Here is an 11544-nt window from a genome sequence, read left to right on the forward strand (position 1 = left end):
GCTTCTCTAACGCCAGATCGAAGACCTAAGACCCGCGGGCAGCCTTCTCGGCCAGACCCGACTGTCCCGAGCGGCTCTCCAGCACGGCGAGCACATCGTCCAATGCGACGCCGCGCGCTTCGAGCAACACCAGGAGATGATAGAGCAAATCCGCGGCTTCCGCACGCAGCGCGTCGTCGTCCTGGTTGACGCCGGCGATCACCGTCTCGACCGCCTCCTCGCCGAGCTTCTTCGCGCACCGCTCAGGACCGGCATCGAGAAGCTGGCGCGTATAGGACTTGTCGGCCGCCTCCGTGCGCCGGGCCCGGATTGTCACGGCTAGCCGCGATAGAACGTCGTTGCTCATGGTCGGCCCTTCGAAACGAAACCCGTTTCATCTCTCGGATTGAATGAGAGGCCGAAGCGACCACGACATCGCCCCGGCAACGGGCTCTTGGCCTTAGGCGTCGCGCCGGGCCGTGTCCAGCGCGCAGCGATCCGCACCCTTAACGGACCTCGCCTCAGCCGCCGCTGGAACCCGTCAAGCGCAGCCGGATATAGTCGAGCTGATCGAAATTGCCGTACTTGATGATCAGGTTGCCGCTTTCGCCGGAACCACGCTTCACCTCGACCTTCAGGCCCAGCGTGTCTGCGAGCTCCTTCTCGAAAGCCTTGGTATCGGGATCCTTCTCACGGAGCTTGCGCGCCCCGCCCGTTGCGCCGGCGATCCCGATCGGGCCTGCGCCTGATCCCGATTGAGCCAGCGCCTCCGCCTCGCGCACGTTGAGGTTCTGCTCCAGGATCCGTTGCGCCAGCGTCTCCGCATCCTCGCGCCCGACCAGCGTCCGTGCATGGCCTGCGGTGAGCCGCCCGTCCTGCACATAGGCCTGCACTGCCTCCGGCAGCTTGAGAAGCCGCAGCGTATTGGCCACGTGGCTGCGGCTCTTGCCGATGATCTCGGACACCTGCTCCTGGCTGTAGTCGAACCGCTCGATCAACTCGCGATAGCCATTGGCTTCTTCGATGGCGTTGAGATCCGCACGCTGGACGTTCTCGATAATGGCCAGCTCGAGGACTTCGCGGTCGCCAAGCTCGCGAATGATGACCGGCACCATGTGCATGCCGGCCTTCTGCGACGCGCGCCAGCGCCGCTCGCCCGCGACGATCTCGAACGCCTGCGCGTCCTCGGGATGCGGCCGCACGATGATCGGCTGCACGAGCCCCTTGGTGCGGATCGATTCCGCAAGCTCCGCCAGGTCCTGCTCCGCGAAATCCTTGCGCGGATTGAAACGGCCGCTCCGCAACTGGGCCACAGGCAACAACCGCTGCTCGCCCTCGGCCGGAAGGCGCGGCTGGTTCTGCGGCGCCTCCCCGATCAGCGAAGCCAAACCCCGGCCGAGCCGGCTCTTGGGTAGCGGTGAGTTCATAGTAAGCCCTGTTTCACGTTAGTTTGCAGTCTGTTATGCAGCTTTCGTCTGACGCTCGCGTTCGATGATTTCGGTCGCGAGTCGGATATAGGCCTGGCTACCCGCGCAGTCATAGTCGTAGAGCAGGATCGGCTTTCCGTGCGACGGCGCCTCCGCCACGCGCGTGTTCCGCGGGATCACCGATTCGTAGACCTTGGGCCCGAAGAAAGCGCGTACTTCGTCCGCGACTTCGCGCGAGAGCGTCGTGCGGGCGTCGTGCATGGTGAGCACCACGCCTTGGATTTCGAGGCTCGGATTGAGCGTCGCCCGGATCTGGTCGATCGACTCCTTGAGCTGGGAAATGCCCTCGAGCGCGAAGAATTCGCACTGCACGGGCACCAGCACGGCGTCCGCCGCCGCCAGCGCATTGAGCGTCAGGATGTTGAGCGAAGGCGGACAGTCGATCAGGACATACTTGAAGGCCTGATCTGCCGCCTTGACCTGGGACTGGGCCGCCAGAGCCGCCACCGCATCCCTGAGCTTGTAGGCCCGGCTCGCCTCGCCCGAGAGATCGGATTCGAGGCCCACCAGGTCCTGGTTGGCCGGCACCACGAAGAGCCCCGGAATAGCCGTTGGCACCGCCACATCGAGCAAGCTCGAAGTCCCCATGACGGCGTCGTAGGACGTCCGCGTACGCGTTTCCGGAGGCACGCCGAGCCCCGTCGAAGCGTTACCCTGCGGATCGAGGTCGATAACGAGCACGCGTTCGCCGATCGCGGCCAGCGCCGTACCGAGATTGATTGCGGTCGTCGTTTTGCCGACTCCGCCCTTCTGATTGGCGATCGCCAGCGTCCTGAGCTTTGCTGTCACGGGACTAACCCTCCGTCCTCGCAGCTAAATTTCGCACGATCACAATACGTGCCTCGTCGTCTGTCCGACTTGGGGCAAGCGACGCGTCGAATGCGAATCGCTCTTTCCCCTGGGCCACTTCTACCTCTGCTTCGCGACCCTTCGGAAACAGGGCCACGGTCTGGGGAGAAAAAAACGGCAAAACGAGCCCCAGGAGCTTCGGCAGAGGCGCCAACGCACGCGCGGTGATCACGTCTCTTATCTGAGAGTTAGCCTGAGTCGCCGCTTTTTCGCTCCGTTCTGCGCGAATCTCCACAGCAACCCCCGTTTTCCGGGCCACCTCCCCGAGAAAGGCCGCCTTCCGGGCGTCGCTCTCGACCAAGGCCATGCGGGCCTCGGGACGCCGTTCCGCCAGCATAATCGCGAGCACAAGCCCGGGGAAACCGCCTCCGGATCCCAGGTCCAGCCAGCTTTTCCCTCCCTCGGGAGCAAAATCGAAAAGCTGAGCCGAATCCGCGAAGTGGCGGTGCCAGACCTGCTCCAGTGTGGAGGGCGCTACCAGGTTGACGGCCTTCTGCCAGGCCTTGAGCAGATCTTCGTAGATCTTGAGCCGGGCCAGCGTTTCACGTGAAACGCCAAAGGCTTCCCGAAACGCCTCCGGCGTATCGATGCGGCCCGGACGCTCCGAACCCGTTGTCACGAGGCCTGTTTCCGGGGAGAAGGCATTTTTCTGACCGCGGCCAGGATCAACATCAGCGCCGCCGGAGTCATGCCTTCGATGCGCCCAGCCTGCGCCAGCGTCGCCGGCCTCTGCGCCACGAGCTTCTGACGAAGCTCCGTTTTGAGGCCGGATAGAGTTGCATAGTCAAAATCGCTCGGAACCTCGACCGCTTCGTCCCGCTTGAGCGCAGCAACGTCGACATCCTGACGCTTCACGTACGACTCGTAGCGAGCGTCGATTTCGATTTGAGCCGCGATCGCGGGATCGACCGTTGAAAGCTCAGGCCAGATCTGAACCAGACGCGCGAAGTCTATGCTTGTATATGACAGAATCTCGTACGCTGTTCTGCGCCGTCCATCCTTGTTGATTTCGATTCCGTTTCGTTCCGCTTCTGTCGGTGTGAGCGTTTTTTGAGAAAGGACTTTAGCAAGAGATAGCAACGCATTGTTTTTATTAGAAAACGAGCGTGAACGAACCGGGCTCACACACCCGATGTTCTCACCCAGACACGTGAGCCGCTGATCGGCGTTATCTGCCCGCAAACGCAAACGAAACTCCGCACGCGAGGTGAACATGCGATAGGGCTCGGTGACCCCGCGCGTCACCAGATCGTCGATCATGACGCCGAGATAGGCCTCGGCACGCGAGACGACGAACGATTTGGCGCGGCCGCCAGCCGCCAGCGCCGCATTGATCCCCGCCGCGATGCCCTGCGCGCCGGCCTCCTCATAACCCGTCGTGCCGTTGATCTGCCCGGCAAGGAACAAACCCTTGAGCCGTTTCGTCTCCAGAGTCGGCAAGAGTTCGCGCGGATCGACATAGTCGTATTCGATCGCATAGCCCGGCCGCTTGATGACGACCTTTTCGAGCCCCGGCAGCGTTTTCAAAAACGCGTCCTGCACCTCCGGCGGCAAGGATGTGGAGACGCCGTTCGGATAGACGGTGTCGTCGTCGAGTCCTTCGGGCTCGAGAAACACCTGGTGCGCGCTGCGATCGGCGAACCGCACCACCTTGTCCTCGATGGACGGGCAATAACGCGGCCCCCGCGACTCGATCTGGCCCGAATACATCGGCGAGCGCGCGAGATTGGCGCGAATGATGTCGTGCGTCGCGGCGTTGGTCGACGTGATCGCGCACGTGACCTGCGGGTTGGTGATCCTCTCCGTCAAAAACGAGAACGGCACTGGATCCTCGTCGGCTGCCTGTTGCGGAAGCCCGTCCCAATCGATGGAGCTCCGGGCGAGCCGCGCCGGCGTACCCGTCTTGAGACGCCCCATCCTGAGCCCGAGCCCGTAAAGCCGCTCGGACAGCTTGAGCGCGGGCGCATCGCCGACCCTGCCAGCCGCGTGAGTCTGATCACCTAAGTGAATGAGACCATTGAGAAAAGTACCAGTGGTCAAAACCACGGATCCAGCCCGGATCGTCTCTCCCTTTTGCGTGATCACGCCACCGACCACGTCATCCGCCACGATCAGATCTTCGACCGCGCCCTCGAGCACTGTGAGCCCTCGGGTCTCGCGGATCGCCTGCTGCATGGCCTTGCGGTAGAGCGCCCGGTCGGCCTGCGCGCGCGGCCCCTGCACGGCCGGACCCTTCGACCGGTTCAAAAGCCGGAACTGGATGCCCGCCGCATCGGCAACGCGCCCCATGAGCCCGTCCAGCGCATCGATCTCGCGCACGAGATGGCCCTTGCCGAGCCCGCCGATGGCCGGATTGCAGCTCATCTCGCCGATGGTCTCGAAGCGGTGCGTAACGAGCGCAACCGACGCGCCCATGCGTGCGGCGGCCGCGGCCGCCTCCACGCCCGCGTGGCCGCCACCGACCACGATCACATCGAATATCTGCTCCGCCATAGGCTCTCTCTTTTCTCGCCGGAGAGATACAGGACCCCCGCCTCCGGGTCAAAAGCGCGGGCATCATCGCCCATATCTGCGCCGTGCTGATTTCATGTGGATACGGAGGAAAACGCACATCTCCTTCACTGCGCGATCTTGGCTCCGCCACTTTGCGCGCCCTACGCTTCCAAACGCGATGGGGAAGCATCGGGGGTAGCGAATGCTGAAAGTCTGTATCGGGTGTCTCGCGGCACTGTCACTGTCCGCCTGCGCCGGGCGCACACCACAACCGACGCCGCTGGTCATGATCTCCGACAGGCAACTCGATTGCAGCGCCATCGAAGCCGAGATCAAGCTCAACAATCAGAAGATCTCCGACCTCGCCATCGAGAAGGGCTGGAAGATGGGCCAGAACGCCGTCGCCGGCGTCGTAGGCTTCATGATCTGGCCGGCTTGGCTGGGCATGGACCTCCAGAATGCTGCCGGCCAGGAGGCAACCGCCCTCTCCCAGCGCAACCAGTACCTGCTCGCCCTCGCCCGCGAGAAATGCCAGCCCAAGAGCCAGACGGCGAGCCTCACGTCGATGCCAGCGCCGCCGCCGTTCGAGACCACGCTCTCGCCGCTCGCCTCCAACTCGGAGATCACATCGAGCTTGACCCTGGTGAACCAGTAGCCGGCGCACGCCCTCCACTGATTCACGTGAAACATTGCGCGCCGCTCCGGTGCCGAGATGGATTCACGTGAAACACGTGATGCCGATCCGGACGCGAAAATGGATTCACGTGAAACATCACGTGCCGGCCGCGCAGCGCTCCCGGGGTCCAGCCAATCGCCTATCGATGCAGTCCGGCACCCAAATCGGTCGGGTCGGGCATGTGCGGATTGATCGTTTCATCATTCGGACCATAGCCGTCCATGCCATCGAGGATCGGCGCAAAGCGATCGTAGATCGTTTGGTCGAAGCACTGCAGATGCAGGTGCGGGAACCACACGCCGTTTTCTTGGGGCTCACCGACACGACCCAGGAAGCTCCCCGGTTCGAGCGCGGCGCCTGGCTCGGGAAGCTCCGCATGGGCCAGGTGGCCCACGAGACAGTAGCCCGCGCCCCTGTAGAGCGTGACGAGCTGGATGAAAACGCATCCACCCCAACCGCCGTAGGACGCGTCGCGCACGACGCGGAGAACCCTGCCCTGGGCCGGCGCAACGACCGTCGTGCCCGCCGGAACGTTATAGTCGACGGCCGTATGACGCATGAGGTCGGGATGGTGATAATGCTCCCGCCAGAGATGGTCGCGCGGCTCCATGTATCCGCCGAAGGTGAAGTCCGCGCCCGCTTTGCGCGCCAGAGCCTCCACCCACCTTTGGCAGGTGACGGGATCGTTGAGCGGATTGGGCGAGGCATCGGCGACCGCAGGATCGTTCTTGGCCTCAGCAGCCAGGTTCGCATACGCCCACCGCGCGGTCCGCAGCTCCGGGAACAGCATCGGCGTCAGGCTGGCGGTCATGGCTTGCTCGAGTCTCCGCTAGGGATTCACGTGAAACACATCACACCGATCCCGGCACCGAAACGGATTCACGTGAAACATCCCGTGCCTCCCATGCATCGTCCGCCCGGCACGCTCGCCCTCACTTGCCGATGCAGAAGCGCCCGAAGATGTGGTCCAGCACATCCTCGACATCGATCCGCCCCGTGATGCGCCCGAGCGAATCCGCGGCCCGGCGCAGGTCCTCGGCCCGAAGCTCCACGTCCTCCGTCGAGCCCTTGAGGAACGCCTCGAGAGCGGAGGCGCACGCCTCCACCAGCGTGCGGTGACGGATCTGCGTCAGCACCGGCTCTCCCTGGTGACCGATCCGCTCTTGAGCGATCACCGTCACGCGGCGAATGAGGTCATCGAGGCCCGCGCCGCTCTTCACCGAGAGCGGCACCATATCGTCCGGCAATGGCGGTGCCTTCCCGCCCGGCATCAGATCGACCTTGTTCAGGACCAGCAACGTCCGGTCCGCGACGGCCGCGATCTCCGGCGGCAGCACCGTCTCGGGCTCGCGCGCATCCGTCAGCCAAAGCACGAGATCCGCGGCCTCCGCCGCCGCCTGGCTACGGCGGATGCCCTCCCGCTCGATGCTCCCCTGCGTTTCACGGAACCCCGCCGTATCCGAGACGACCACGGGTAACCCGGCAAGATCGAGCCGCACCTCGATCACGTCGCGCGTCGTGCCCGCCTCCTCCGAGACAATGGCCACGTCGCGCTGCGCGAGCGCGTTGAGGAGGCTCGACTTGCCCGCATTCGGCGGACCCGTCAGCGCCACCCGGAACCCGTCGCGCAGGATCTCGCCGCGGTGACCATCCTCGAGGTGATGCCTCACCGCAGGAGCCAGCACCGCGATGATGGATGTCGCATCGGCAAAGGTCTTGGCACCGATGTCACCTTCATCGGAGAAGTCGAGCCCGGCTTCGATGAGCCCGAGCGCCTCGATGAGGCTCGCGCGCCAGCCGTCGTAGAGATCGGACAGCGCTCCGGAGGCCTGCACCAGCGCCTGCCGGCGCTGTCCGTCGGTCTCGGCATCGATGAGATCGGCCAGGCCCTCGACCTCCGCCAGGTCGAGCTTGCCGGCCTCGAAAGCGCGTCGCGCAAACTCGCCCGGCTCCGCCATCCTGAGCCCCGGCATGACGCAAAGCGCCGAGATCACCGCCTGCACGACCGCCCGCCCCCCGTGAAGGTGAAGCTCGGCCATATCCTCGCCGGTGAAGCTCTTGGGCGCCGGGAACCACAACGCGATCCCGTGGTCGAGCTTCTCGCCCGTCTCCGGGTGACGGATGAAACGTGGGGTCGCCACCCGGGCCTTGGGCTTGGGTCCGGCCATGAAATCCAGGACGCGTCCCGCCCCCGTACCCGACACGCGCACGACTGCCACCCCCGCCCGCCCGGGTGGGGTGGCCAATGCAAAGATGGTCGGTTCGGACATCGGGATCATGCCAGCACTTTACTCGGAACACCGAAGCGCGCATTGCCACTTATCAAAGTGCAGGCCGAGCCGGAAGGAGACAGCATGAGCCGCAATCGCCTCGGCGACGAGAGCAGCCCCTATCTCATCCAGCACCGGGATAACCCCGTCCATTGGTGGGCCTGGGGACCGGAGGCCCTGGCCGAGGCCAAGGCCACCGGCAAGCCCATCCTGCTCTCCATCGGCTACTCCGCCTGTCACTGGTGCCACGTGATGGCACACGAGAGCTTCGAGGACGAGGTGACGGCACGCGTGATGAACGATCACTTCGTGAGCATCAAGGTCGATCGCGAGGAGCGACCGGACATCGACGCCATCTACATGGGCGCCCTTCATCGGCTGGGCCAGCAGGGCGGCTGGCCGCTGACCATGTTCCTCGACAGCGACGCGCGCCCTTTCTGGGGCGGAACCTACTTCCCCAAGACGAGCATGTACGGCCGCCCCTCGTTCGTCGACGTGCTGATGCGCGTCTCCGAGATCTACCGCAAGGAGCCGGACAAGGTCGCGGGCAATGCCGACGCGCTGATGCAGTCACTTGCTGAGCGTAGCGACGATGGCGCAGGCCCCGAAGTCACGGACGGCCTCCTGCGTGAGGTGACGTCTCGTCTCGCGCGCGCTGTCGATCCCATTCATGGCGGCATCACGGGCGCCCCGAAGTTTCCGCAGTGGAGCTTCTTCTGGCTGCTCTGGCGCGGCGCCATCCGCTACCGCAATGATCCGGCAAAGGCTGCGGTCGTGAAGACGCTCGAGCGGATGACCATGGGCGGCATCTACGATCACCTGGGTGGCGGCTTCGCGCGCTATTCGGTGGACGAGCTCTGGCTCGTCCCGCACTTCGAGAAGATGCTCTACGACAATGCGCTCCTCCTCGACCTGATGACGGAGGTCTGGCGCGAGACGCAAAGCCCGCTGCTTGCAACGCGCATCGCCGAGACGGTGGACTGGATGGCGCGTGAGATGATCGATGAAAATGCAGCCTTCACCGCCGCGCTCGATGCCGACTCCGAAGGCGAGGAAGGCAAGTTCTACGTCTGGACCGCCGGCGAGATCGACGACGTCCTGGGTGCGGACGATGCCGGCATCTTCAAGAGCGCCTACGGCGTGACCCCGGAGGGCAACTTCGAAGGCCACACCATCCTCAACCGCCTCGACGCCAAAGGCCTCGGCACGCCGGATGAGGAGACCCGTCTCGCCGTGATGCGGGCAAAGCTTCTCGCTCGGCGCGCCGGACGCGTACGTCCCGGTTGGGACGACAAAATTCTCGCCGACTGGAACGGCCTCACGATCGCGGCGCTGGCGCGTGCCGGCACGGTGTTCGATCGCCCCGAGTGGGTGAACATGGCGCGCAAAGCCTTCACCGTCGTCGTCGAAATGATGACCGTCTCCGGTCGCCTTGTTCACGCCATGCGGCATGGGCGGGGCCGGGCCCCCGCCACCTCCGGCGACTACGCGAACATGATCTGGGCTGCGCTCCGCCTCTACCAGGCGACGGGCGACGACAGTGATCTCGCCCAAGCCCGCCGCTGGCTCGAGGTCATGGACGCCCACTACTGGGACGAGCGCGCCGGCGGCTACTTCACCGCCGCCGACGACACCAGCGACGTCGTCGTCCGTCTCAAGACCGCCACCGACGACGCCACCCCATCCGCCAACGCCGTCATGGTGAGCAACCTCGCCGCACTCGGAACCCTCACCGGCGAGCCGCGTTTCCAAGAACGCGCGGAGGCAATACTGCGAGCATTCTCAATGGACTTGTCGCGAAACCTCGGAGGGCACACGGGCCTGTTGGCCGCGGCAATCGATCTCTTGTCTCCACAACTCATTGTAGTAGTAGAAGGCGACGCTGAGACCGGTACGGAGCTGAGATCCGCATTACGCGGACTTTCGGTGCCCGGCGCCCTTGAGCTCCGACTTCGCGGCACGGTCGGCGAGGTCGGCCCACCGGCATTGCGTGGCAAATCCACAGACGACGGAAGATCATCCGCGTTTGTTTGTTTGGGCCCGCAATGCTCGTTGCCGGTAACCAGCGCAGATGAGCTGCGGCGACTTGTCCTGGACCAACGATCGATTGTCTAGGATCAAGTTTTCTTACTGGCCAATCTATAAAAAATGCTGTGCTGTATGCCTTTACCACAGCTAAACTTCCGACAAGATTCGCTCACGCCTACAAGCGTATGAAGGGCCGCAAAGATTCGAGAAGAGGCTCCAATGACGTCAGGACATCTACGTAAGTTGGTGCGGTACGGCTATTTCCCGTTCATGTTCTTCGGACTGAACGGCGCCGCATACTACGTCGTCTCTAACGGCTATTCGCCGCTCTGGATTGCGGCCTGCATCGCCACCCTCTTGCTCACCGCCATCGGCACCGCATTTGCGGCCGAGCGCATTCTGCCTTGGTACGACGAGTGGAATGAGTCCCACGGCGACGAGCACACCAACATCATTCACGCCATCGTCTACGAGTGGCAGAACCTCAACGGCATCCTCACCATCCCGCTTTTAGGCTGGCTCTTCTCCGGCAATCTCAACGCCGGCATCTGGCCGCGCGATTGGCCCATGTGGGCTCAGCTCGTCTTGGCGGTCGTACTTGCCGACTTTGCGCTCATGTTCCTGCACTACCTCAGCCACCGGTTCTCTTTTTTGTGGCGGCTGCATGCGGTGCATCACGGCGTGTCGCGCCTCTACGGATTTAACGGCCTCGTCCGCCATCCGCTGCACCAGATCATCGACATGGTCCTTGGCACGGCGCCGCTCGCCATCGCCGGCATGCCGGTCCAGGTCGCCCTCCTGCTCGGCTTTGCCATTTCGGTTCAGCTCATCATTCAGCATTCGAATGTGGCCTACGCGCTCGGACCGTTCCGCAACCACCTTTCCATCGGCCAGATCCACCACCTCCACCATGTCAACTGGGGTAAGGAGGGTGACTGCAACTTCGGCCTGTTCCTCACCATTTGGGACCGCATGCTTGGTACCTTCCACGCCGAGGCCCCGCGGCCCATCAAGGCCAACGACATGGGCATCGACGAGGTCCCGCAGTTCCCGACGGGCTATATGGAGCAGCTTGTCTTCCCGCTGCATTACAAACCCGGCCAAGGCGTGCAGCAGCCGTTGACGGCAGCCGCGAAGGCACGCGCCATCCACGACGCAGCCGAATAAAAGCGGTTCGCTCGTCCGCGATGCGGAATGCGAAAGGGGCCCGTGTTGCGGGCCCCTTTTCGTATCTGCAGCCGTTCCAGACGAACGTCGTAAAGTAATAATTTACCGATAATACACTATATCATTCACAGTTGAGTCCTTTGCCCTGTCCCCCGACTTTTCGCCACGTTGAGCCGCGCCCACCCTGGCGCCGGGCGCAAACCCGTGTCCAACAAACAGGAGATACTCCAATGTTTTCCGGCAAGGCCCAGGAGCTCGAAGCCCAGATGGCGGCCATCGAAAAGTCGCAGGCCGTTATCGAGTTCAGCATGGACGGGGCGATCATCCGCGCCAACGACAACTTTCTGAAGGCCGTGGGCTACACATTGGCTGAGGTCGTGGGACGCCATCACAGCATGTTCGTCGCCGAGCAGGAACGCAACAGCGCCAAGTACACGGAATTCTGGAGCGCGCTCAATCGCGGCCAGTTCCAAGCCGCCGAATTCCGCCGCATCGGCAAGGGCGGCAAAGAGATCTGGCTGCAGGCGAGCTACAACCCCATCGTGGGCACCAATGGCAAGCCGTTCAAGGTCGTGAAATTCTGCACCGACATCAC

General features: G+C 63.7%; 11 protein-coding genes. 4 read left to right on the top strand and 7 right to left on the bottom strand.

What is annotated here, in order from left to right; translation table 11 throughout:
• Positions 1 to 25: 25 nt before the first annotated feature.
• The 5 genes from QZV93_RS08040 to mnmG form a co-directional block, all read right to left on the bottom strand.
• Positions 26 to 346 (bottom strand): phosphoribosyl-ATP diphosphatase, encoded by a 321-nt coding sequence (locus tag QZV93_RS08040; protein ID WP_295557438.1) that lies wholly within the window; start codon positions 344 to 346, stop codon positions 26 to 28.
• Between the two features lie 154 nt (positions 347 to 500).
• Positions 501 to 1406, bottom strand: coding sequence for a ParB/RepB/Spo0J family partition protein (locus tag QZV93_RS08045; protein ID WP_295557440.1), 906 nt, complete (start codon positions 1404 to 1406; stop codon positions 501 to 503).
• A gap of 33 nt (positions 1407 to 1439) precedes the next feature.
• Positions 1440 to 2255: a ParA family protein gene (locus tag QZV93_RS08050; protein ID WP_295557442.1), complete on the bottom strand. Its 816-nt coding sequence runs from the start codon at positions 2253 to 2255 to the stop codon at positions 1440 to 1442.
• Between the two features lie 4 nt (positions 2256 to 2259).
• Complete coding sequence (gene rsmG / locus QZV93_RS08055) at positions 2260 to 2934, bottom strand: 16S rRNA (guanine(527)-N(7))-methyltransferase RsmG (RefSeq protein WP_295557444.1); 675 nt, start codon at positions 2932 to 2934, stop codon at positions 2260 to 2262.
• Entirely contained in the window at positions 2931 to 4808 is a 1878-nt protein-coding gene (gene mnmG / locus QZV93_RS08060; protein ID WP_295557446.1) for a tRNA uridine-5-carboxymethylaminomethyl(34) synthesis enzyme MnmG, read from the bottom strand. Before mnmG ends, rsmG begins: the two co-directional genes overlap by 4 nt.
• A 202-nt stretch (positions 4809 to 5010) precedes the next feature.
• On the opposite strand from mnmG, the gene QZV93_RS08065 reads away from it, so the two are divergent.
• Positions 5011 to 5463 (top strand): hypothetical protein, encoded by a 453-nt coding sequence (locus QZV93_RS08065; RefSeq protein WP_295557447.1) that lies wholly within the window; start codon positions 5011 to 5013, stop codon positions 5461 to 5463.
• Between the two features lie 160 nt (positions 5464 to 5623).
• Here the strand turns inward: QZV93_RS08065 and QZV93_RS08070 are convergent, their stop codons facing one another.
• Positions 5624 to 6295, bottom strand: a complete 672-nt coding sequence (locus QZV93_RS08070) for a peptidoglycan DD-metalloendopeptidase family protein (RefSeq protein ID WP_295557448.1) — start codon at positions 6293 to 6295, stop codon at positions 5624 to 5626.
• Between the two features lie 121 nt (positions 6296 to 6416).
• Positions 6417 to 7763 carry a tRNA uridine-5-carboxymethylaminomethyl(34) synthesis GTPase MnmE gene (gene mnmE / locus QZV93_RS08075; protein WP_295557450.1) on the bottom strand — a complete coding sequence of 449 codons (1347 nt, stop codon included), beginning with the start codon at positions 7761 to 7763 and terminating at the stop codon, positions 6417 to 6419.
• 75 nt (positions 7764 to 7838) lie between these two features.
• Between mnmE and QZV93_RS08080 the strand changes: the two genes are divergently transcribed.
• The 3 genes from QZV93_RS08080 to QZV93_RS08090 all read left to right on the top strand — a co-directional run.
• Complete coding sequence (locus tag QZV93_RS08080; protein ID WP_295557452.1) at positions 7839 to 9869, top strand: thioredoxin domain-containing protein; 2031 nt, start codon at positions 7839 to 7841, stop codon at positions 9867 to 9869.
• 132 nt (positions 9870 to 10001) lie between these two features.
• Positions 10002 to 10949: a sterol desaturase family protein gene (locus QZV93_RS08085; protein WP_295557454.1), complete on the top strand. Its 948-nt coding sequence runs from the start codon at positions 10002 to 10004 to the stop codon at positions 10947 to 10949.
• Positions 10950 to 11179: 230 nt separating this feature from the next.
• Positions 11180 to 11544: PAS domain-containing protein (locus QZV93_RS08090; protein ID WP_295557456.1), on the top strand; the 365-nt coding region annotated here is incomplete at its 3' end.

Origin of the sequence: uncultured Hyphomicrobium sp. (genome assembly GCF_902826555.1) — a bacterium.
Taxonomy (GTDB): domain Bacteria; phylum Pseudomonadota; class Alphaproteobacteria; order Rhizobiales; family Hyphomicrobiaceae; genus Hyphomicrobium_C.

Coding starts and splice junctions, on each gene's coding strand:
- QZV93_RS08040 (WP_295557438.1), bottom strand. CDS start 346: ATGAGCAACGACGTTCTATCGCGGCTAGCCGTGACAATCCGGGCCCGG.
- QZV93_RS08045 (WP_295557440.1), bottom strand. CDS start 1,406: ATGAACTCACCGCTACCCAAGAGCCGGCTCGGCCGGGGTTTGGCTTCG.
- mnmG (WP_295557446.1), bottom strand. CDS start 4,808: ATGGCGGAGCAGATATTCGATGTGATCGTGGTCGGTGGCGGCCACGCG.
- QZV93_RS08065 (WP_295557447.1), top strand. CDS start 5,011: ATGCTGAAAGTCTGTATCGGGTGTCTCGCGGCACTGTCACTGTCCGCC.
- QZV93_RS08070 (WP_295557448.1), bottom strand. CDS start 6,295: ATGACCGCCAGCCTGACGCCGATGCTGTTCCCGGAGCTGCGGACCGCG.
- mnmE (WP_295557450.1), bottom strand. CDS start 7,763: ATGATCCCGATGTCCGAACCGACCATCTTTGCATTGGCCACCCCACCC.
- QZV93_RS08080 (WP_295557452.1), top strand. CDS start 7,839: ATGAGCCGCAATCGCCTCGGCGACGAGAGCAGCCCCTATCTCATCCAG.
- QZV93_RS08085 (WP_295557454.1), top strand. CDS start 10,002: ATGACGTCAGGACATCTACGTAAGTTGGTGCGGTACGGCTATTTCCCG.